The following is a 21,369-nucleotide window of genomic DNA, read 5'->3' as shown; positions in this document are numbered from 1 at the left end:
GGATTCCTGCCGGCTGAAATGATGCCGGAGCTTGCCGAGAGCGGCCTTTGCTGCCGTTCTCGGGATTTCGCCAGGCGCAGGGTTTCGGATTGTTGGGCTTGGCATCGACAAGTCGAGATGGGGCAATCACGCGAGCGATCTCGTTCAAGCCCGAGATCGCATCGATGCATCGGCATCTCGGGTCGATGCCGCGACCCCGGCCGATGGGCCTGCCTCCGCCAGCCGGAAGGCTCGGGGCGCCGTTCACGCGGTCAGCGGCTGCGCTTCCTCTGTCGTCACATGAAAGTCCACTAGGGTGTTCGGCCCGAACGTGAGCGTCAGGGGGGCGTCGGCCGCATCCCGTCCGTAGGCGATCAGGATCCTGCCGATGCGCGGGCTGTTGTTGCGCGGATCGAACGTATGCCAGCGGCCGCCGAGGAAGACCTCCATCCACGCCGCGAAATCACCCGGGGCGTGCGGGAGATGCAGGCCGATATCGCTGATGTATCCGGTGCAGTAGCGGGCCGGGATGTTGAGGCAGCGGCACAGGGTGATCGCGAGATGCGCGTAATCGCGACACACGCCGCGACGCTCGTCGAACGCCTCCAGCGCCGTCCGCGTGGGTCGCGAATGCGCGTAGCCGAAGGTGATGCGATCGTGCACGTAATCGCAGACCGCCTGTACCCGCGCCCAACCCGGCGCCATGGTCCCGAACAGGTCCCAGGCGGTCTGAGAGAGGCGGTCGGTCTCGCAGTACCGGCTGCCGAGGAGGTAGAGCAGCGTCTCCACGGGCAGGGCATGCACCGCCTCCTGCTGTGCGCGCGGATCGGCCACGTCCCAGTTGCCGTGGTCGCGCACGATCGTATCGGTCCTGAGCGTGAAGCGCCCCGCTGGGGCGACGAAGCGGTTGCACCAGTTCCCGAACGTGTCGCGATACCCTTCCAGCGGGACGGCCGGCACCGTCTGCAGGTAGTCGGGCCTCTCGAGATCGGAGAACCGCGAGGCGTGGACGTTCAGCATCGCGACGACCGGTGTGTCGTGCGCGAAGTCGTAGGTCATTTCACAGCCGACCTGGATGCGCATGGATTGTCCCCGCGGAGCCGGTCGGGAGCACGCCCTCCCCGCGGATTCGGGCCGGGTCGCGCCGCCGGATCGCGAGGCCGCATCGAAACGATGTATGACAGAAGACGCGTGTCTTTGCAGCCTGACCGGTCCGTATCGTCGAGGGAGCGATTCTCGGGCCACACTCTGCGACGGTGCGGGAGCGAACGGTGCTGGCGCACCGGTATCCGAGCTGCCAAGTCGTGGCTACGACGTCGTCGCCGCCAAGTCGTCGCCGCCAAGTCGTCGCCGCCTACGCGCCGCGGAAGCGCGAGGCTTCCACGGCACCCCCCCATCAATACCCCAACGCACTCCCGGTATTCCGCCGCGGATCGTTCGCCCCATAGTACCGAAACGCCCCCACCGGCTTGCCGCCCAGGACCGGCGCGCCGATCAGGATCGCCGCCAGGTGGTTCGCCGGCTGGGCCGGGCCGAATTTATGCCCCATGCCCTCCAGGATCCGGCGGGTGTCCGGCGACAGGGCGAAGCGCTCGACATTGGTCACGTCGGGCATCCACTGGTTGTGGAGGCGCGGCGCATCCACGGCTTCCTGCACGTTCATCCCGTAATCGATCACGTTGAGGATGCTGTGCAGCACCACCGTGATGATCCGGCTGCCGCCGGGGGTCCCCGTCACGAAGACCGGCTTGCCGTCCTTGGCGACGATGGTCGGGCTCATCGAGCTCAACGGGGTCTTGCCGGGCGCGACGGCGTTGGCCTCGCCCTGGAGCAGGCCGTAGATGTTCGGCACGCCGACCTTGGCGGTGAAGTCGTCCATCTCGTTGTTGAGGAGGACGCCGGTCCCCGGCGCGGTGATCCGCACGCCGAACCAGTCGTTGAGGGTGTAGGTCACCGAGACCGCGTTGCCCTGCGAGTCGACGATCGAGTAATGGGTGGTGTTGCTGCCCTCGTGCGGGGCTACGCCGGGCTTCAGTTCGGCCGAGACCCCGGCCTTCTGCGGGTCGATGACGGCGCGGATCTTGCCCGCATAGGCCTTGTCGGTCAGCCGGGCGACCGGGTTCTTCACGAAATCCGGGTCGCCGAGATAGCTGTTGCGGTCGAGATAGGCGTGGCGCATCGCCTCGATCTCGTAATGGACCGCCTGCGCCGAGCCCCAGCCGAGCTTGGCGAGGTCGTAGCCTTCGAGGATGTTCAGCATCTCGCAGATCACCACCCCGCCGGAGCTGGGCGGCGGGGCCGAGATCACCCGGTAGCCGCGATAGTCGCACTCGATCGGCGGCAATTCGCGGGTGGCGTAGCGGTCGAGGTCGGCCTGGACGATGAGCCCGCCTTGCGCCTTGCTCGCCCCGGTCAGCGCCTCGGCGACCGCGCCCTTGTAGAACCCGTCCTTGCCGTGCGCGCCGATCGCCCGCAGCGTCCCGGCGAGGTCCGTCTGCACCAGCGTGTCGCCGACGCGATAGGGCCGCCCCTGGTTCAGGAAGATTTTCGCCGAGGCCGGATCCTTGCCGAGATCCTCGGTGGCGGTTCCCAGCATGTCGACGTCGCCCTGGTCGAGGGAAAAACCCTCTTCCGCCAGCTTGATCGCCGGCGCGATCAGCTCGGCGCGGGGCTTCGTGCCGTATTTCGCCAGCGCCTCCTCGAGGCCGGACACGGTGCCGGGCACGCCGACCGCCAGGAAGGTCTTGGTGCTCGCGCCCTTGACGACGTTCCCCTCCTTGTCGAGGAACATGTCGCGGGTGGCGGCGAGCGGCGCCTTCTCGCGGAAATCCAGGAAGGTCCGGCTGCCGTCGGCGCGCTGGATCGTCATGAAGCCGCCGCCGCCGAGATTGCCGGCGGCCGGATAGACCACCGCCAGCGCGTAGCCGACCGCGACCGCCGCATCGATCGCGTTGCCGCCCTGCTTCAGCACATCGACGCCGACCCGCGTCGCGAGATGCTGGGCCGTCACGACCATGCCGTGCTCGGCGGCGACCGGCGCCCGCGAGGCGGCGTACGCGGCCTCCCGCGGGACCGTCACGACGAGGAACGCCGAGAAAAGACCGATGCCGAATGCGGCGATCCTGGTGCCCATGAGCGTCCTGCCCTGCTGGTGATTCGCCGCCACGGTACACGACGGCGGCGCGCGGCTGTATCGCGCGCGTGACGGATCCGTGCGGCACCCATCCCCTTCCGCGGCCCGCGCTCTAGCTGCGGGAGGAACAGTCTGCCGGGAGGCCTCCATGTCGATGAACCGTCGCACCCTCATGGCGGGGGCATCATCGCCGGCCCGGTGCTTGCCAGCGCCCCCGGCCTCGCCGGCGGCGCCGCGGCGCCGGCCGCCGACCTGCCGGGGGTCTACCGCTATCGCCTCGGCGAGGCCTCGGTGACCGCCCTGCACGAGGGCGGGGTGAAGCGTCCCCTCGATGCGGGCTTCGTGCGCAACGCCCCCCTCCCCGAGGTCCAGTCGGCTCTGGCCCAGGCCTTCCTGCCGACCGACACCCTGCCGATCACCTTCACGCCGCTCCTCCTCACCCTCGGCGGCAAGCGGGTGCTGGTCGATGCGGGCTTCGCCGATAACGGTCCGCCCGGCACCGGCGGCGTGTTGCGCGGGCTGGCGCTCGCCGGGATCGAGCCGGGCACGATCGACGCGGTGGTGATCAGCCACTTCCACCCCGACCACATCCTCGGCCTCAAGCGCAAGGACGGCTCGCCGACCTTCCCGAACGCGCAAGTTCTGGTGCCGGAGGCCGAGTGGCGCTTCTGGATGGATGACGGCCGGATGGCGAACCCGCCCGAGGCGCTGAAGGCCAATCTCGGCGCCGTGCAGAAGATTTTCGGCAGCGGCCTCACTATCGAGCGCTATTCCTGGGACAAGGAGGTGCTGCCGGGCCTCACGGCCCTCGGCACCCCCGGCCACACCCCTGGCCACACCTCGTTCCGGCTCGAATCCGGCGGGCGGCGTTTGCTGATCGCCTCCGACATCACCAACCACCCGGCCCTGTTCGTGCGCCATCCCGATTGGTCGGCGCTGTTCGACATGGATGCCGATCAGGCCCGCGCCACCCGCCACCGGATGCTGGCGCTTGCCGCCGACGAGCGGCTGCCGGTCGCCTTCTACCACGCCCCCTTCCCGGCCGCCGGCCACATCGCGAAGGCCGGCGCGGCCTACGAGTTCGTGCCGCTGCAATGGGGGTGGGCCTCGGCTGAGCGCTGGACGACACGCCGCCCCCGCGTGCTATGCCTCGTGCCGCCGCGGCCGGCGACGGCCCGGCGGCCGTCGGCGTCGAGGGAGGCGCGGCGGGCCTGTACGATTTCGGCGGTCGGGACACCCCACATGGCGCGGCGCTTCAACCAGATCGCCTTCATCGCGAGCCCGACGCCCGACGCCCGCCAGGCGGCCGAGCTCCTGATGCAGCGCTACGACCACGTGCCGCCCGAGGAGGCGGACGTGGTGGTGGGCTTAGGCGGCGACGGGCTGATGCTCCAGGCGCTGCACCGCTTCATGGGCACGGGCAAGCCGATCTACGGCATGAACCGCGGCACCGTCGGCTTCCTGATGAACGAGTTCCACCTCGACGACCTGATCGAGCGGCTCGAGGTGGCGCAGCGCAGCGTGGTCCATCCGCTCCTGATGGTGGTCACCGACGTGCTCGGCCTCACCCACACGGCGCGGGCGGTCAACGAGGTCTACATGCTGCGCCAGACCCACCAAACCGCCAAGCTGAAGATCTCGATCGACGGCCAGGTCCGCCTGCCCGAGCTGATCGCCGACGGGGTGCTGGCGGCGACCCCCGTGGGCTCCACCGCCTACAACCATTCGGTCGGCGGGCCGATCCTGCCGATCTCGTCCCAGCTCATCGCGCTGACCCCGATCTCGGCCTTCCGGCCCCGGCGCCAGGGCAGCGTGCTGCTTCCCAACCACGCCCGCATCCGCATCGAGGTGAAGGACCCGGAATACCGCCCCGTCGCGGCGGTGGCCGACCATACCGAGTTCCGCCGCGTCGCCCGGGTCGAGACCCAGCTCGACCGCTCGACCGACCTCGTGATGCTGCACGATCCCGGCCAGGGCATGGACGAGCGCATCCTGCGCGAGCAATTCGGCTGATCGTCCCGGCCTCCGGTGCTCCTACGGCATCCGGGCGCACTGGAAGCCGGCGCGGCCCCGCATAGATCCGTGCCCGGGCCCGGTATCGGGGCCTCGCCACGGAGCCGCCCGGATGTCTGAGACCCTGCCCCCGTCCGCCCGCCGGGGATGCATCCGATGAGCGACGCACACCTGCGGGAGGACGATTACCGCAACCTCGCCGAGTCGCTGCCGCAGCTCGCCTGGATCGCCGAGGCCGACGGCAATATCGTCTGGTACAATCAGCGCTGGTACGACTACACCGGCACCACCCTCGAATCGATGCAGGGCTGGGGCTGGCGCAGCGTCCACCACCCGGACCACCTCGAGCGGGTCGAGGCGCGCTTCCGCCGCGCCTTCGAGACCGGCGAGCCGTGGGAGGACACGTTTCCGCTGAAAGGGGCCGACGGGGTCTACCGCTGGTTCCTGTCCCGGGCCCGGCCGTTCCGCGATGCCTCCGGGCAGATCGTGCGCTGGTACGGCACCAACACCGACATCACCCGCAGGCGTGCCGCCGAGGAGCGCCTGCGCCACGCCCAGGACCGCTTCCGCGCCCTCGTCGACAGCGCCGCGGCGATGATCTGGTCGGCGGATGCCTCTGGCGAGCTCTCGATCGGGCAGTGGCGCTGGACCGCCTATACCGGCCAGAGCGACGAGGAGGCGCAGGGCTGGGGCTGGGTCGATGCGGTGCATCCGGACGACCGGGCCCGGGCCGCCGATGCCTGGGCGCGGGCGGTCGAGACGCGCATGCCCTTCGAGATCGAGTACCGGATGCGCCGGCGCGACGGCGCCTGGCGCCACATGGAGGTGCGCGCCGCCCCCGTCACCGCCGAGGACGGGAGCTTGCGCGAGTGGGTCGGCATGCATGTCGACATCAGTGACCGCAAGGAGGCCGAGGCCGAGATCGAGCGCGCCCGCCACGCCGCCGAGGCCGCCAACCGCGCCAAGAGCCAGTTCATCGCCAACATGAGCCACGAGCTGCGCACCCCGCTCTCGGCGGTGATCGGCTATTCGGAGATGCTGGCCGAGGAGCTGGAGGATCTCGGCCAGGCCGAGCTGCTGCCGGATCTGCGCAAGATCGAATCGTCGGCGCGCCACCTGCTCGGCCTCATCAACGACGTCCTCGACATCTCGAAGATCGAGGCCGGCCGCATGACGGTGGCGGCCGAGGACTTCGCCGTCACGGCGATGATCGACGACGTGGTGGCGGCGACCGACTCGCTGATCGCCAAGAAGCGCAACCGCCTCGTCCTCGACATTGCCGACGAGGCCGGCACCATGCGCCAGGACCAGGGCAAGGTGCGCCAGTGCCTCGTCAATCTCCTCGGCAACGCGGCGAAGTTCACGGAAGGCGGCACCATCACCCTCTCGGCCCGGCGCGAGGCGGTCGACGGGGCCGACTGGCTGACCTTCGCGGTCACGGATACCGGCATCGGCCTCACGCCCGAGCAATGCGGGCGGCTGTTCGAGCGCTTCGCCCAGGCCGACGAATCGACCACCCGGCAATTCGGCGGCACCGGGCTGGGGCTCGCCATCACCCGCGCCTTCTGCCGGCGCATGGGCGGCGACATCGCCGTGACCTCGACCTACGGCGAGGGCGCGACCTTCACCATCCGGCTGCCGGCCCTGCTGACGGCGCAGGACGACGAGCACAGCCCGGAGGAGGTGCGGGCCATCGCCGAGGCCAAGGCGGAGGCCGCACGCCACGACACGGTGCTCCTCGTCGACGACGACCCGGCGGCGCGGGAGCTGCTGTCGCGTTTCCTCGAGCGCGAGGGGTTCCGGGTGCGCACCGCCAATGACGGCAAGGCCGGCCTGGCGCTGGCCCGGGCGCTGAAACCCCGGGCGATCCTCCTCGACGTCGAGATGCCCAGGATGGACGGCTGGTCGGTGCTGCACGCCATCCGCACCGACCCGGACCTCGCCGCGACCCCGGTGATCATGACCTCGGTGGTCAACGAGCAGGGCCTCGGCCGGGCGCTGGGGGCCACCGACTACCTCGTCAAGCCGATCGACTGGGACCATCTCAAGGGATTGATGGAGCGCTACCGCCCCAGTGATGCCCCCGGCACGGTGCTGCTCGTCGACGACGACGACGATGCCCGCGAGCGCCTGCGCCGCAGCCTGTCCCGGGACGGCTGGACCGTGCGCGAGGCGGAGAACGGCGCCGCCGGCCTCCAGCGCCTCGACGAGGGCCGGCCCTCCCTGATCCTCCTCGACCTGATGATGCCGGTGATGGACGGTTTCGCCTTCCTGACCCAGCTCCGCGCCCGGCCCGACGGCGCCGACGTGCCGGTGGTGGTGCTGACCGCCAAGGACATCACCCCCGCCGAGAAGGAGCGCCTCGGCCGCGACACCGAGCGGGTGATCGTCAAGGGCAGCGTGTCGCTCGGCGAGATCGGCAACCTGTTGCGGACCATGTATGCCGGGCAGGTGCCGGATGCGGTCCCGGCCTCGATGCAAGGGCTGATCGACGAGTTGGCGGCGAGGACGGGGCCGGAGGGGGATGAGGGCGCCTATCCCCGCGAGCGTCCCGGCCCGGTGCCCTCGTCCCACACGCTCCAGCGGAACACCTCGGTGCCGGCGCCATCCACGATGCGCACGGCCTCCGCCGCGGGGCCTGAGCGCTGCGGCACCCGGGCGCGGCGGAACAGGCGCAGGGCCCGCTCGCGGGCGGCGTCGAGGCCGGTACTGCGGATCGAGGCGCGCTGGACCGGCGCGTCCTCGGGGCCGATGATCTCGATGTGGTAGGTTTCGCGCAGCAAGGTTTTGGGGGCTCCCGGTCGGCCCCCTCAATAGGGGAGCCGGGCCGGCCGGCGCCAGGGGGAGTGCCGTCGCATTCCGGGGATCGTGCCCCGCGCGCGGCGCCCGCTGTCAGGTCTTCAGCACCGGCTCGTTGACGTCGCCGCCGCCGCGCCGGGACAGGTAGGCCGGCTGGAACATGCACATCCGCACCGCGTCGCGATACTTGCCGTTGACGAAGAACTCGTCGCGCAGGATGCCCTCGGTCTCGAAGCCGCAGGCCTCGTAGATGCCGATGGCGCGCCGGTTGTCCTTGTCCACGTGCAGGTAGAGCTTGTGGATGTTGAGCACCTTGAAGGCGTAGTCCATGGCGATCTGCGTCGCCCGCAGGGCGTAGCCGCGGCCCTGGAAGGACGGGTGGATCGCGATCTGGAACTCGCAGGAGCGGTGCAGGTGGTTGATCTCCACCAGCTCGACCAGGCCGGCGCGCTCGTTCTCCGGGGTGGCGATGATGAAGCGCCGCTCGGTCTGGTTGTGGATGTTGCGCTCGTAGAGCTGCGCCAGCTCGGCGAAGGATTCGTAGGCCTCCTCGAACCAGTAGCGCATGATGCTGTCGTTGTTGTTCAACTGGTGCACGAAGAGCAGGTCTTCGCGTTCCAGCGGTCGCAGCTTGGGATTCGGGGCCATGGTCGTTCGAACGGTGTCGGCGGAAGGCCCCGATCCTACTCCTCCGGCGGCGCCCCGTCACTCGCCGACAGGGCCGCGACCGCCGCCGCGAGGCGATCCCAGCCTTCCGCGAGCCGCGTGACCTCGACGACCAGCCGGTCGAGGGCGGCCGCGGCCTCGGCGTCCTCCGGGTTCGCCCGCGCCACGGCCGAGACCGGCGCATCCCGCAGGGCCGCGAGCTGGTTGCGCAACTGGCCCCGCAGGGCGGCGAGGCGCCGGATTCCGGCCTCTCCCGGCAGCGGTCCGTCCGCCTCCGGCGCGTCCCCCTCCACCAGCCGCAGCCAGCGTCGTCCGGTCTCGGGCATCGCAGCCTCCGTCATCCGGTGTCCCCGCGAGGGACGAGGCCGCCCATGCTGACGGCCAGGAACGAACAAGACGTTAACGAAACCTTGCGAATGTCAGCCGCGCTCCGTCTCGAACAGACTGTCCCTGCGCGCAGGACAAAGCTTTGCCGTTCAGCCTCTCGACAGTGTTCGATGGCAGGCTGCCGCGCGAAAACCGCCACATTGCCGTGCCATGCCCGGCGCGGGCGAGGAAGGGAGCGACGGGGAATGGCCTTGCGGGGACGGACGATCCTGTGCCTGACGGCCGTCTCGGCGGCCCTTATGGCGGTCCCCCTCCCCGTCCAGGCGGCGCCCAAGCATCTCGCCCCGGTGCCGCCGGCCACCCTCGCCCTGATGGCGGCGCGCACCATGGCGCCATCGGCGCCGGTGCTGCTGCGGGCCTACAAGCAGGAATCCGAGATCGAGGTGTGGAAGCGGGCGGCGGATGGCCGCTTCGTCCACCTCAAGACCTTCCCGATCTGCCGCTGGTCGGGCCAGCTCGGTCCCAAGACCCGGAACGGCGACCGCCAGGCGCCGGAGGGCTTCTATTCGGTGGCTTCTCGCCAGCTGAACCCGAACTCGGCCTATTACCTCTCCTTCGACGTCGGCTATCCCAACGCCTACGACCGGGCCCATGGCGGCACCGGCTCGGCGCTCATGGTGCATGGCACCTGCTCCTCGGCCGGCTGCTTTGCCATGACCGACCGGCAGGTCGGCGAGATCTACGCGCTCGTGCGCGACGCCCTCGCCGGCGGACAGGCGGCGTTCCAGTTCCAGGCCTTTCCGTTCCGGATGACCGCCCGCGCGATGGCGCGCCACCGCACCGACCGGCACATCGCCTTCTGGCGCCAACTCAAGGAGGGTTCGGACCGGTTCGAGGCGACGGGCCGCGAGCCGCTGGTCGGCGTCGAGGGCGGACGCTACACCTTTTCCCCCTATCCCGACCCGGCGGTCGAGGCCCTGGCGGTGGCGCGGCGCGGCGAGGAGGAGGCCCGCATCCAGGCCCTGGTCGAGGGCGGGGTGGAGGCGGTGCGCACCACCTACGCCGATGGCGGCCAGCATCCGAGCTTCACCGCGATCCTGAAACGCGCCCAAGTTCTTGGGGCTACGATGAGTGCTGCCGCCGTCGCCAGCACGGCGACGGTCACCGGCGCCACCGCCTACGCGCCCGTCGGCGCCGCGGCGGCGAGCCCGTTTGCATCCTTCATCGTGCCGGCGGGCTTCGGCGACGTCAGCCGGCCCGAGGCCCTGCCGCTGGCCGGCCGCGAGGTGGTGGTGATCCCGGCCCGCCGCCGCCCGCCCCCGCCGATCCACCCGATCCAGGTCGCGGCCGCCTTCGTGCCCCTGCCGATGATCGAGACCGAGCCGTCGCCGTTCTCGCGCCTGCGCCTGGCGGAGGAACCGTCCCGCCTCACGCTTGCGGCCTCGCCCGAGCCGGCCCGGCCGCGGTTTCTGACGGCGAAGTTCGCGGTGGTGCGTTAAAGCCCGGTTGAGGTGCAAAAGCGGCATCGCAAGGGGATTTTCTATTCCATCAGCGACCTCATCCTGAGGTGCGACTGAAAGGAGCCTCGAAGGAGGGCTCCAGAAGTCTTCGCGATCCCTGGAGTCCTCCTTCGAGGTCAGTCGATTGTCAATCGACTGACACCTCAGGATGAGGTCGTGTGTGGGAGTAAGTGCTTAAGTCGATCAAACAGGCTCTGATACCCTCCGCGTCATTCCGGGCTCCGCTGCGCGGCCCCGGCACGATGCAGAGGATGTGATGGTGGTCGATCGGCTTGCGAAGGAGGTCGTCGTTTCTACCAGAACAACTGCGCCCGCCCGATGAACGCATCCGCGTCGATCGTCCGGCGGTTGAAGTTCAGGCTCGCCGGCGAGGGCGAGGTGTGGGAGCGGACGTAGTCGAACACGAAGCGGATGTTGCGGTCCGGGTACCAGTTCACGCCGGCGGTGAAATCATGCTCGATGCCGCCGCGGATGGAGCGGTCCTCGAGGTCGATGGCGCTGTAGCGCAGCCCCAGCTCGAACACCCCGGTGCCGCCGCGGCTGACGCGCTGCGCCTCCTCGACCTGCACGCCCCCGAACACTCCATATTCCGTCGCGTAGTTCGGGGCGATCTGGTAGCGCCGGCCCTTGCCGTTGAGGATCAGGCCGGCCTGGACGTAGCCGCCCTGGAAGCTCAGGGACGGCGCACCACCGAAGCGGCCGATCTCGGTCAGGATGTACTCGGCCTGGAGCCGGAACGGCCCGGCCTGCCACGCCGCCTCGAGCCCGACGCGGCCGATATTCGCCGCGTCGCGGATGCCGCCGGTATTCACGAATTGCCGCGCGAACAGGAAGGCCTCGGAGCGGCTCGACAGGGTGAGCGCGCTGCCGTCGTTCGGCAGCGAGCGGAAGCTGCCCGCGGCACCGAAATGCAGGACGTCGATTCCGTTCTCGCCGAGATACGGGGCGTAGGTGACGCGGGTGGTCGAGGCGATGCCCTGGTCGCCGATGGCGGCGTTGTTGATGTTGCCGCCGAACACGCTCGTCACCGCGGTCCAGTTCCGGCCGTAGGTCCCGACGGCGAAGCCGACATTGCGCGCCGGCGCGAAGGCGTCGGCGAGCGAGCGCTCGGTGAACAGGGTGTTGTTGTCGGAGATCAGCTGGTCGAGGCTGAACGGCTCCTTCATGTTGCCGAGCGCGACGATGACGTTCTTGAAGCCCTTGTAGGCGACGACCGCGTCGTTGATCGGCCGGTTCGGCTCGGCGAAATCGTACTGGAAGGCGAGTTCCAGCTGCTTGCCGAGGGTGAGGTAGCTCTCGATCCAAGAGCGGCGCACGGCGATCGGCGTGTCGAACACCGTGCCGAAGCCGCGCTGCTGCACCCGCCCGGTGCCGAAATCCAGCTGCAGGCGCCCGCCGATGCGCAGGGTCGCGGCATCGTCGGGGAACTTCAGGGTGATGCCGCGCTCGTCGATGGTCAGCTTTTCGCCGAACGGACCCGGCGGTCCCTCGATGGCGGCGGCGGGCAGGCCGAGCGATGCGAGCAGGAGGGCGGCGAGAGGCCAGGAACGGGGATGCGACATGGGCCGGGTCCTCACGACGGATACCGGATACCTGCCCGTTCTCGCGTAACGGCGATGCGACCTTCTGCCGGTTCCTCGACGATCGCCGGGCGGTGTGGCGGGCGCGACACGCTCGTGCGCGGGGCGAACCGCCGCGTCACCTCCGGGTTGTGTCGGGGACGATCGAGGAACCCGCATGCCCCCCGCCATCGACCGCCGCACCTGCCTGACCGGCCTCGCCGCCCTCGCCCTGACGCAGGGCTCCGCCCGGGCCCAGGCCGGCCCGACCCGGACCGGCGAAGCCGGCCGCTCCGACACCCTCCTGGTGATGGAGAAGGGCGACCGCGCCCTGGGCTTCTACGAGCTCGCCACCGGCCGGCGCACGGGCCGGGTCGAGTTGCCGGGGGAATACCCGCACGAATTCGTCGTCGATCGGGCCGGGGCCCGCGCCTACGTCGCCCAATACGGCGCCAAGTCCTCGACCACGCCGGGCCCGGGGGGAGACGCCGTCTACGTCGTCGATCTCGCCGCGCGGAGCCTCGCCCGCACGATCGATTGCGCGCCGTTCCGGCGCCTGCACGGCATCCGGCTCGATGCCGGGGACCGCCTGTTCGTGCTGAGCGAGGATCGCGACGTGCTCCTCGGCTTCGACGCGCCGGCGCGGGCCGAGCGCCCGGACCGGGCGGTGGCGACCGGCGGCATCAAGGGCCACCTCTTCTCCCTGTCGCGGGACGGCGAGACGGCCTACGTCGTCAGCATCCTGTCGAACACCGTGAGCCGGGTCAGGCCCTTCGCGCCGGCGGAGGGCCCGCGCATCGTCGCGACCGGGCTGGGGCCGGAGGGCAGCGCGCTCTCCCCCGACGAGGCGACGCTCTACGTCGCCAACCGCCGCAGCGCGACCCTGACCGCGCTCGCCACCGAGGCGATGACCATCACCCGCACGGTGACGACGCGGGGGGACGTGGTGCGGGTCGATTGCGGGACGGAGGGCGACCTGATCCTGGCGAACTACGCCGAGAAGAGCCTGTCGCTCCTCGATCCTGCGCTGAAGGAGATGGCGGTGGTGCCGCTCGGGGCCGCGCCGGTGGCGCTCGCCCGCCATCCGTCGAGCCCGCTGGCCTTCGCGGCCCTGGAGGACGACCGGATCGCGGTCGTCGGTCTCGACGGGCGGCGCGTCCAGGGCACCCTGGCCACCGGGCGCGAGCCGGACGTGATGGTGGTGCTGCCGGGATGACGGATCCGGGCCCCGGTCGGGGCCCGGATCGACATCAGGCCGCCCGCATCGGCCGCTTCGGCGGCTCGAACACGGTGGCGTAGTGGGTGCGGCACCAGCGCTTGCCGGTGAGCACCCGGCAGCCGCAGACGCGCTTCGACTCGATCGCCGTGCCGTCGCCGTCGGCCCAGAGCGGGAAGGTGCAGTCGAGCAGGCCGGCCTTGAGGAACAGCACGCCGTCGCCGCCATCGGCCGCGGCCGCCGGCACTCGGCGGGACATCGGCAGCGCGACGAGGCTGCCGCCCTCGGTCGTCTCGGCCGGGACGGGAGCGGTCATCATGGGCGCGGGCGCCGCGACGGGGGCCGCCTGGACGACGGGGGCGACCGGACGGGCGGGAGCCTCGACAGGGCGCGGCGGGGCCTGGACCCGCGGGGCCTCGGCCCTGGCTGCGGGGGCCGGGGCGGCCTTCGGGGCGGGCGCCGCCTTGCGGGACGGCGCCATGTTGGCGGCCAGGAACGCCCGGGTGGCCTCCTCGAGGGCGCGCGCGCTCATCACCGGCGCCTCGACCCGGGGGGCCGGCGGGGCGACGACCGGCTTGGCGGCCGGCTTCTCGGCGACCGGTGCCGCGGGCTTCGCGACGGGCGCCGCCGCGGGCTTCGTGGTCGCCGCCGCGGGCTTGGCGACCGGAGGCTTGGCGACCGGAGGCTTGGCCGGAGCCGCCTTGGTCACGACCTTGGCGGGGGCGGCATCCGCGGTGAGGATCCGGGAAGGGAGGATCCGGGGGGCCGGCTTGGCGGGCTCGGCCTTGGCTTCGGCCTTGATGGGCTCCGCCTTGGCGGCCGGCGGCACCGGCTCGGCCCGCGCGGGCTCGACCCGGGCGACCGGCTCCACTCTGGGGACCGCAGGGAGTGCCGCGACCTTGGCCGCCGCAGCCTTCTCCGCCGCCTTGGCCTGCTGCCGCGCCAGTGCGGCCTGCGCCACGCGGCCGATCACATCGGCGACCGTCGTGCCGATCACGCCGGCGATCTCCGCCGGGTCATGTCCATCGATCCACAGCGCGACCGCCTTCTCGGTCGCCTCAGCCGTCCACACCGCGTCGTTCATTTCCAAGGGGGCTCTGTTCCAGTTCGAATCGGAAAGGCGGGATATACGGTGAGTCTGGTCACCAAGTCCCTTCTCTTGACGCAAGGGTGGGCTGCGACCGATCGCCTGCCCGCCCGGTTCCGCAGCCACGCTCTCGCCTCAAACCGGCCTCCGGGCCGATTCGGTGCCCGGATCCGCGCCAGCCGCGCGGGTTGCGGACCCTGGCTGCCCATCCGCGCGGCGCGCGGCCTCCTTCGCCTTCAGCGCCTGCGCCGCCCGCGCGTAGCCGCCATCCTCGCCGTCGACGAAGTGGACGTGGTCGCGCAACGCCGCGACCGGGGTGATGCAGGTGGTGAGCGCCGCGGCCTGGCGGTGCAGGCCGAACCGCACCAGCCCCGCCGCCTCGGCGGCCTCCAGCCGCGCCTCGATCCGCGCCGCGAGGTCGGGCCCGCAATCGAGGGTCATGCGCAGGCCGTCGTCGTATTTCCGGAAATCGGCGTTCGCCACCAGTTCGTCGAGGTAGCGCGGCGCGGAGAACCCGCCGACGCGCAGGCCGAAGCGGAAGATCAGGTGGGCGACGACCGTCGCGCCGAGAAGGTGGAGGCGCCGCAGCAGCAGGGAGCCCCACAGGGGGCCGCGGGCCCGCACCTCGTGGGAGAATCCCGGCGGCGGCCAGTGCAAGGCGGGCCCGCCCGGCGGCAGGGGATGGCCGCGGGACGGCGCCTCGGCGGCCAGCCGCACCACGTCGGCGATCGCCGCCCGGGCGGCGTCCCGGTCGGCACCCTCGGCGGCCACCACCAGGATCGACAGGATCAGGCCGTGGCGGGCCCGCGCCGGCTCGAACCGGCAGGTCAGCCCGGTGAGGTCCGGCTGCGTGCCCGCTTGCGCCGGCGCGACCGCGTAGAGACCCTGCTTGAGGGCACGCTCGGCGAAGGCGAGGCCTCCGCCCATGAACATGGCGTAGGCGACATCCGGCGACGGCGCGTAGCGCGCCACCTCGACCGCGTGGCCGGCCGCGCGGATCGCCGCCACCGGCACCAGGGCGGCGCGCAGGGACAGCCCCATCGCGTCGCGGGCCCAGGTCACGGTCGCGGCGAGCGCCTCTCGCGCCGCCGCGTCCTCGCCGGGCGCGACCAGCACGCTCGCCCCGTCGCCCCCGAACACGAAGGCAAGGTCCTGCTGCATCTCGCGCCGCCCGAGGGCGTTGCGCAGGGCCGCGATCACCGCCGCCCCGACGAAGTTCACCGCCCGGTAGCGCCCCGCCGCGATGGCGCCGCTCGAATCGACCACGTCGGTGACCGCCACCCACCAGCCCTCCGGGACGGCGCGGTAGAGCGCGTCGTCGAGGATGGTGAGGAAGTCGGTCGCCGGGGTGAGGTCGGCGTAGCGAAAGCCTCCGGGCTCCGCTTGCGTCGGTGTCTCCATCGGTCCCAAACGCTCGAAGAGGCGGCGCCGGTTCCGCCCGGGACGGCTACGCCATGCCCAGCGCCTGCATGTACAGCTCCAGGATCGCCTCTTCCTCCTGGCGCTCGGAATGGTCCTTCTTGCGCAGGCGCAGGATGGTACGGACCGCCTTCACGTCGAAGCCGCGGCCCTTGAGCTCGAGCATCACGTCCTTGATGTCGCCCTGGAGGCCGGCCTTCTCCTCCTCCAGGCGCTCGATGCGCTCGATGAACTGCTTGAGCTCCTCGGCGGCGACGCCCGACGAGGCGACGTCGGCGTCCGGCATGCTGTGCGCGTTCATTCACGGTCTCCTTGCCGATGGGTCTGTCGTGCCGCCGGGGCGGACGCGGCCATCAGGCACCCCAACCCACTGACGGATGGCGGCCTTCGGCTCGCCCTCCCGGATCTTGATAGATGCGCAACCTTACCGAGTTCTTGCGCTGCCGGATTCGGGGTGGTGTGATCCCGTGGGGATTCAGTCGCCTGCCGCCCTTGCTGCTGTGCGGTGAGAAGAGTGGCGTGGGAAATCCCCTCTCCCCGCGGGCGGGGAGAGGCTTTCGCCCCCCTTGCCGGGGGCGAAAGAAGCGCAGGCGAAAGCCGGAGCGAGGGTGAGGGGGAGGTGCCGGAGGAGCCTCATCCGGGAACACCCCCTCACCCTCGCCCTTCGGGCTACCTTCGCACCCGGCAAGGGGTGCGAAGGCCTCTCCCCGCCCGCGGGAGAGGGTGGAACCCGCGCCCTTCTCGTCTCGAAAGTGTTCTCGGACAGCCCCGCCCCGGCGCGGCCGCGCCCTCAATGCGTCTCCGCCCGCGCCGCGAAGGCCGCCGCCTGCTCGGGGGTCGCCTCGTTCTGGTGGCGCGCCTTCCACTCGTCGTAGGGCATGCCGTAGACGTGCTCGCGGCTCTGGTCCTTGGTGAGCGGGAGACCGCGGGTATCCGCCGCGTCCTTGAGCCAGTTCGACAGGCAGTTCCGGCAGAACCCGGCGAGGTTCATCAGGTCGATGTTCTGCACGTCGGTGCGCCCCTGGAGGTGCGACACCAGGCGGCGGAAGACCGCGGCCTCGAGCTCGGTGCGGGTTTTCTCGTCGATGCCGTCCATCGTGGGATTCCCTCGAAAAATCGTAGACGCGTGAGGTGGGGCGCGGTTGCCCGCCCGGTCAAGCGCGGGCGACCAACGGCCCCAGCAGGGCGGCAAACCGCGCGGCCCAGTCCTCGGCCCCGGCCTCGTCGCCGATCAGGTCCTGGCGGATCTCGATGAGCGCGTTGGGCAACCCCCGCGCCAGGGCGTGCCGGTCGATCGTGTCGCCCGGCAGGCCGCCGCCATAGGGCTGGTTGTCGCCCACCGTGAACCCGGCCGGATCCGCTCTCAGGCCCGCGATCAGCGGGCCGGCGAGGCGCTCGTCCCGGTCCCACAGGATGCCGACCTGCCAGGGCCGCGCCACCCCGCGCCAGGCCGGGGTGAAGCTGTGCACGGTGACGATGGCCGGCGGCGCGCCGGCGGCCAGGGCGGCGGCGACCGCGGCATCGATCGCCCGGTCGTAGGGATCGTAGAAGCGGGCGAGCCGCTCGGCCACGCCCTCGGGGCCGATCCTGGCATTGCCCGGCACGATCGCCCCGTCCGAGAGGCGCATCACCAGGGTCGGGTCGGTGCGGCCGCGATTGGGATCGATGATCAGCCGCGAGAAGGTGGTGAGGAGCGCCGGCGCCCCGAGCCGCCGGGCGAGCGAGCGCGTCACCGCCGCCGCCCCGATGTCGTAGGCGATGTGCCGCTCGAAATGCGGAGCGGCGACGCCGAGATGGTCGAGGTCCGGCGGCACCGCGTTCGAGGCGTGGTCGCACAGGAGCAGGAGGCCGCAGGCCGGATCGCCGGGGATCGTCTCGACGGGGTGGGGCTGGGGCGGGTGGCGGGAGGCGGGAGCGGCGTTCATCGGGCGATCGGTCTTTTGGGGGGAGTGGCGGCGGCGGCGCGGCGGAGTCCCAGGGCGACGGCGGGATCCGCCCGCCCTCCATACCCAAATGGCGGGGCGGTCTCCATCGGCGCGAACCGGTGACGCCGGGCGCGACATGCCATAGTGACGGACACGACCGACCGATTCCGCACCGGGAGCGCCCCGCGCAAGGCCCGCCGATGTCCCCCACCCTTAAGCCCGACCTCGCCGCCGGCCCGTCCGTCGGCGCCTCGGCCGACGACTCCGCGGGTCTCGGTCCGGCGCTCGCCGCCCTCGTCGTCGGCGCGCTGGCGATGGGCCTGTCGCCGGTCCTGGTGCGGTTCGTCAGCCCCGAGGTCGGGCCCTTCGCCAGCGCGTTCTGGCGCGTCGCCCTGGCGCTGCCGGCGCTCTACGGCTGGATGTGCTGGGAGGAGGCGCGGGCGCCGCGCCTGCGCCGCGCCGTCACGCCCTCGGTGCTGCTCGCCGGCCTCGCCTTCTCGGGCGACCTGCTGTTCTGGCACCTCGCGATCCTCGGCACGACGGTCGCCAACGCCACCTTCTTCGCAACGACCGCGCCGGTCTTCGTGGTGGTGCTCGCCTGGATCGGCCTCAGCCGCCGGCCCGCCGGGCGCACGCTCATCGGCCTCCTCGTCTGCCTTCTCGGCGGCGCCACCCTGGTCGGGCAATCGGTGCAGGTCGATCCGGCGCGCCTCGCCGGCGACCGGGACGGGGTGATCACCGCGTTCTTTTTCGCCCTCTACTTCCTCACCGTGGAGCGCGCCCGGGCCCGGGGCCTGGGCGCCGCCCGCGTCACCTTCGTGGCCTCCTGCGTCACCGCCCTGGTGCTGCTCGGCGCGGTGGCCGTGATCGAGACCCGCCCGGTGCTGCCGCAATCCTGGAGCGCCGCCGCCGGGCTCCTGGCACTCGCCCTCGTCAGCCATGCCGGCGGCCAGGGCCTGCTCGCGGTCGCGCTCGGGCGCCTGCCCGCGGCCTTCTCCTCCCTGGTGATCTTCCTGGAGGCGGTGGCCGCCGCGATCCTCGCCTGGATCCTCCTCGGCGAGGCCCTGGGTCCCCTCCAGGTGCTCGGCGGCGGCCTGATCCTGGCCGGCATCGCCGTCGCCCGCCCCCGGCGGGCCGCGCCTGCCATCTAAGCTCTAACAAACCGGAACGAGACCGGCACGAAGCCGGCCCGAAGCGTGACCGTAACCTTCAGAGGAGCCGCCTCGTGACCGATGCCCCCGCCCGGGAACCCTCTCCCTCGGAGACCCGCGCCCTGCTGCTGCGCCTGCTCGATGCCGGCGTCACGGCCGCCCATCCGCGCGGCTGCCTGGTGCCGCACCTGCCCCCGGTGCCGGCCGGGCGGCTGGTGATCCTCGGTGCCGGCAAGGCCGGGGCCAGCATGGCGGCTTTGGCCGAGCGGCATTACCGGGAACAAGGGGTCGATCCGTCCCGCATCGAAGGCCTGGCGGTGGCCCGCCACGGCTACGGCGAGCCGGCCGGGGTGATCGAGGTGGTGGAGGCCGGCCACCCGGTGCCGGACCAGGCCGGCATCGCGGCGACCCAGCGCGCCCTCGATCTCGCGGCCTCGGCCGGCCCCGACGACCTCGTGCTGGTGCTCCTCTCCGGCGGCGGCTCGGCCAACTGGATCGCCCCGGCCGGCGCCCTGACGCTGCCTGAGAAGCAGGGCATCACCCGGGCGCTCCTGCGCTCGGGCGCCGCGATCGACGAGATCAACTGCGTGCGCAAGCACCTCTCGCGCATCAAGGGCGGGCGGCTCGCGGGCGCCGCCCGCAACGCCGGCCGGATCCTGACGCTGGCGATCTCCGACGTGCCCCGGGACGATCCCGCGGTGATCGCCTCGGGCCCGACGGTGCCGGACCCGACCACGCTGGCCGACGCCCGGGCGATCTGCGCCCGCCGCTCCATCCCCCTGCCGGCTTCCGCCGAGGCGCTGCTGAACGATCCCGCCAACGAGAGCCCGAAGCCCGGCGACCCGGCCTTCGCCCGCAGCGAGTTCCGCATCATCGCCCGGCCGGTCGACGCCATCGAGGCCGCTGCGGCGGCGGCGCACGAAGCCGGCTACGAGCCGGTGCTGCTCGGGGCCGATCTCGAGGGCGAGGCCCGCGAGGTCGCGGCGGCCCATGCCGCGCTCGCCCGCGAGATGCAGGCCGCCGGACGCAAGGTGGCGCTGATCTCCGGCGGCGAGTTGACCGTGACGATCCGCGGCGAGGGCCAGGGCGGGCCGAACCAGGAATACGCGCTGGCGCTGGCGCTGGCGCTCGACGGCGCCCCCGGCATCGCGGCGCTCTCGGCCGATACCGACGGCACCGATGGCGGCCGCGGCGAGGCCACCGACCCGGCCGGCGCGATGATCGACCCCACGACGCTCACCCGTGCGGCGGCGGCGGGGCTCGACGCGGGGGCGAGCTTGGGAGAGAACGACTCGACTCCGTTCTTCGACCGGATCGGCGACCTCGTCCGGCCCGGGCCCACCCGCACCAACGTCAATGACCTCCGCATCATCCTGGTTGGCTGACTTCCTCGCCCCCCGCCGCGCCGCCCTGCTCTCGCTCCCGCTCCTCGCCCTGCTCGGGGCCGGGCCGGCGCGGGCGGACCTGCGGATGTGCAACATGACCGGCAGCCGCATCGGCATCGCGCTCGGCTACCGGGATTCCGGCGGCTGGGTGACGGAGGGCTGGTGGAACCTCTCGGCCAAGGGCTGCGAGACCCTCCTCAAGGGGGCGCTCGCCGCCCGGTTCTACTACGTCTTCGCGGTCGATTACGACCGCGGCGGCGAGTGGAGCGGCCGCTCCCTGATGTGTACCCGCGACCGCGAGTTCACCATCCGGGGCGTCGAGGATTGCCTGGCCCGCGGCTACGACCGCAACGGCTTCTTCGAGGTCGATACGGGGGAGCAAAAGAGCTGGACGATCCAGCTGACGGATCCGGGAAGGGCGGGGCCGTGAGGCTGAGGCGGTTCAAGGGCTTCGCGGCCTGAGGAGCAACTGAACCGCGAAGGCGATGCGATCCTTGTTCGATGTCGCCCGCAGGTTCGCGATCCCGTTCTCGGCCGCGGCGATGGCGGCGAGAGCATCGGCCCGCGTCACCCGATGGTCGGGGTCGTAATCGGCGAGATGGCGCTGCTCCTGCAGCGTACGGAAGGCATCTCCAGTCTGAACCAGGGTGGCCGGAAAGCCGAGCGCCCGCAATTGTGCACAGGCCCGCTTCCCGTCACCGTGATTGAGTGCGCGATAGGTCTGACGCCACGCCTTGTCCGGCCGGTTCGGCCCTTGGCCGACGAGACGGTCGGCGCAGTCCTGCGCCACGATGTGGAACAGCGCGTAATAGGCCGTGCTGATCGCACGCCGTAGATCGGATTGCCGCGGCTTGCTTCCGCCGGCTTTCGCCAGGCGGCGCGCCGTCGCGAGCAACGTCCGACTCACCGACGCGGCTGCGCACGACGCCGGGGCGCGGTTCCCCGGTGGGGGCCGGCAGCCGGTGGGAAATGTGAGCGAACCGGGGTTCGTTCAGCTCGAACAGCTTGTCGTTGACCTTGGTGATTGTGGCGGCCGCGGTCTTCGGATCCGGCGCCGCGCCGGCACGGTAATGGGCTAGAACCAGGATCGATGGCGTTCCGTCCGACTCCTCGCTCTCCACAACTTCCACCCGCTCTACGCCGAACCGGCCGAGCTCCGCCCGCACGACACCTTCGATCTCGGCTTCGAC

Annotated in this window: 18 protein-coding genes and 2 pseudogenes; 8 read left to right on the top strand and 12 right to left on the bottom strand. The window is 71.6% G+C overall.

The features are described 5' to 3' along the window. Positions 1-243: 243 nt before the first annotated feature. Together F1D61_RS11685 and ggt are read right to left on the bottom strand one after the other, a co-directional pair. The gene (locus tag F1D61_RS11685; RefSeq protein ID WP_203158017.1) at positions 244-1,062 is read right to left on the bottom strand and encodes a transglutaminase-like domain-containing protein; all 819 of its coding nucleotides are present in this window, start codon (positions 1,060-1,062) and stop codon (positions 244-246) included. A 313-nt stretch (positions 1,063-1,375) separates the two neighbouring features. Further along, positions 1,376-3,112 carry a gamma-glutamyltransferase gene (ggt, locus tag F1D61_RS11680; protein ID WP_203158016.1) on the bottom strand — a complete coding sequence of 579 codons (1,737 nt, stop codon included), beginning with the start codon at positions 3,110-3,112 and terminating at the stop codon, positions 1,376-1,378. Between the two features lie 198 nt (positions 3,113-3,310). On the opposite strand from ggt, the pseudogene F1D61_RS34115 reads away from it, so the two are divergent. From F1D61_RS34115 to F1D61_RS11665, 3 genes and pseudogenes are all read left to right on the top strand, one after another. Next, positions 3,311-4,066, top strand: a pseudogene (locus tag F1D61_RS34115) (MBL fold metallo-hydrolase); the annotation flags it as partial. 288 nt (positions 4,067-4,354) lie between these two features. Next, the gene (locus tag F1D61_RS11670; protein ID WP_203159025.1) at positions 4,355-5,125 is read left to right on the top strand and encodes an NAD kinase; all 771 of its coding nucleotides are present in this window, start codon (positions 4,355-4,357) and stop codon (positions 5,123-5,125) included. A gap of 156 nt (positions 5,126-5,281) precedes the next feature. Then, positions 5,282-7,645: pseudogene (locus F1D61_RS11665) on the top strand (response regulator); the annotation flags it as partial. A 14-nt stretch (positions 7,646-7,659) separates the two neighbouring features. Here F1D61_RS11665 and F1D61_RS34110 read toward each other — a convergent pair. The 3 genes from F1D61_RS34110 to F1D61_RS11655 all read right to left on the bottom strand — a co-directional run bounded on the left by F1D61_RS34110 (position 7,660) and on the right by F1D61_RS11655 (position 8,931). After that, on the bottom strand, positions 7,660-7,905 hold the full coding sequence (locus F1D61_RS34110) for a hypothetical protein (RefSeq protein ID WP_246775959.1): 246 nt from the start codon (positions 7,903-7,905) through the stop codon (positions 7,660-7,662). Positions 7,906-8,017: 112 nt separating this feature from the next. After that, positions 8,018-8,572, bottom strand: coding sequence for a spermidine N1-acetyltransferase (gene speG / locus F1D61_RS11660; protein WP_203158015.1), 555 nt, complete (start codon positions 8,570-8,572; stop codon positions 8,018-8,020). Between the two features lie 35 nt (positions 8,573-8,607). Then, positions 8,608-8,931, bottom strand: a complete 324-nt coding sequence (locus F1D61_RS11655; protein WP_203158014.1) for a hypothetical protein — start codon at positions 8,929-8,931, stop codon at positions 8,608-8,610. A gap of 231 nt (positions 8,932-9,162) precedes the next feature. Between F1D61_RS11655 and F1D61_RS11650 the strand changes: the two genes are divergently transcribed. After that, complete coding sequence (locus tag F1D61_RS11650) at positions 9,163-10,416, top strand: L,D-transpeptidase family protein (RefSeq protein WP_432443254.1); 1,254 nt, start codon at positions 9,163-9,165, stop codon at positions 10,414-10,416. Between the two features lie 314 nt (positions 10,417-10,730). On the opposite strand, the gene F1D61_RS11645 is transcribed toward F1D61_RS11650, so the two are convergent. Beyond that, complete coding sequence (locus F1D61_RS11645) at positions 10,731-11,999, bottom strand: OprO/OprP family phosphate-selective porin (protein WP_203158013.1); 1,269 nt, start codon at positions 11,997-11,999, stop codon at positions 10,731-10,733. A gap of 175 nt (positions 12,000-12,174) precedes the next feature. Between F1D61_RS11645 and F1D61_RS11640 the strand changes: the two genes are divergently transcribed. Then, positions 12,175-13,212: a YncE family protein gene (locus F1D61_RS11640; protein WP_203158012.1), complete on the top strand. Its 1,038-nt coding sequence runs from the start codon at positions 12,175-12,177 to the stop codon at positions 13,210-13,212. Between the two features lie 34 nt (positions 13,213-13,246). Here F1D61_RS11640 and F1D61_RS11635 read toward each other — a convergent pair whose 3' ends face one another. The 5 genes from F1D61_RS11635 to F1D61_RS11615 all read right to left on the bottom strand — a co-directional run bounded on the left by F1D61_RS11635 (position 13,247) and on the right by F1D61_RS11615 (position 17,643). Next, on the bottom strand, positions 13,247-14,296 hold the full coding sequence (locus tag F1D61_RS11635; RefSeq protein WP_203158011.1) for a hypothetical protein: 1,050 nt from the start codon (positions 14,294-14,296) through the stop codon (positions 13,247-13,249). 138 nt (positions 14,297-14,434) lie between these two features. Beyond that, positions 14,435-15,700, bottom strand: a complete 1,266-nt coding sequence (locus tag F1D61_RS11630; protein WP_203158010.1) for a DUF3095 domain-containing protein — start codon at positions 15,698-15,700, stop codon at positions 14,435-14,437. Between the two features lie 46 nt (positions 15,701-15,746). Continuing rightward, on the bottom strand, positions 15,747-16,004 hold the full coding sequence (locus tag F1D61_RS11625) for a DUF2312 domain-containing protein (protein WP_236012505.1): 258 nt from the start codon (positions 16,002-16,004) through the stop codon (positions 15,747-15,749). Positions 16,005-16,508: 504 nt separating this feature from the next. Then, positions 16,509-16,814: a DUF1244 domain-containing protein gene (locus F1D61_RS11620; RefSeq protein WP_203158009.1), complete on the bottom strand. Its 306-nt coding sequence runs from the start codon at positions 16,812-16,814 to the stop codon at positions 16,509-16,511. Between the two features lie 58 nt (positions 16,815-16,872). After that, positions 16,873-17,643 (bottom strand): N-formylglutamate amidohydrolase, encoded by a 771-nt coding sequence (locus F1D61_RS11615; protein WP_203158008.1) that lies wholly within the window; start codon positions 17,641-17,643, stop codon positions 16,873-16,875. A gap of 200 nt (positions 17,644-17,843) precedes the next feature. Between F1D61_RS11615 and F1D61_RS11610 the strand changes: the two genes are divergently transcribed. From F1D61_RS11610 to F1D61_RS11600, 3 genes are all read left to right on the top strand, one after another. Continuing rightward, positions 17,844-18,794, top strand: a complete 951-nt coding sequence (locus F1D61_RS11610) for a DMT family transporter (RefSeq protein WP_203158007.1) — start codon at positions 17,844-17,846, stop codon at positions 18,792-18,794. Positions 18,795-18,868: 74 nt separating this feature from the next. Next, on the top strand, positions 18,869-20,179 hold the full coding sequence (locus F1D61_RS11605; protein WP_203158006.1) for a glycerate kinase type-2 family protein: 1,311 nt from the start codon (positions 18,869-18,871) through the stop codon (positions 20,177-20,179). Then, entirely contained in the window at positions 20,151-20,609 is a 459-nt protein-coding gene (locus F1D61_RS11600; protein ID WP_246775834.1) for a DUF1036 domain-containing protein, read from the top strand. The genes F1D61_RS11605 and F1D61_RS11600 overlap by 29 nt, the downstream gene beginning before the upstream one ends. Before the next feature lie 12 nt (positions 20,610-20,621). Here the strand turns inward: F1D61_RS11600 and F1D61_RS11595 are convergent, their stop codons facing one another. Then, positions 20,622-21,074, bottom strand: coding sequence for a hypothetical protein (locus F1D61_RS11595; protein WP_246775833.1), 453 nt, complete (start codon positions 21,072-21,074; stop codon positions 20,622-20,624). Positions 21,075-21,369 lie beyond the last annotated feature (295 nt).

Source organism: Methylobacterium aquaticum (genome assembly GCF_016804325.1).
Taxonomy (GTDB): Bacteria; Pseudomonadota; Alphaproteobacteria; order Rhizobiales; family Beijerinckiaceae; genus Methylobacterium; species Methylobacterium aquaticum_C.
The sequence above is the reverse complement of the archived record's forward strand: the minus strand, read 5'-3'. Positions and strand labels throughout refer to the sequence as shown.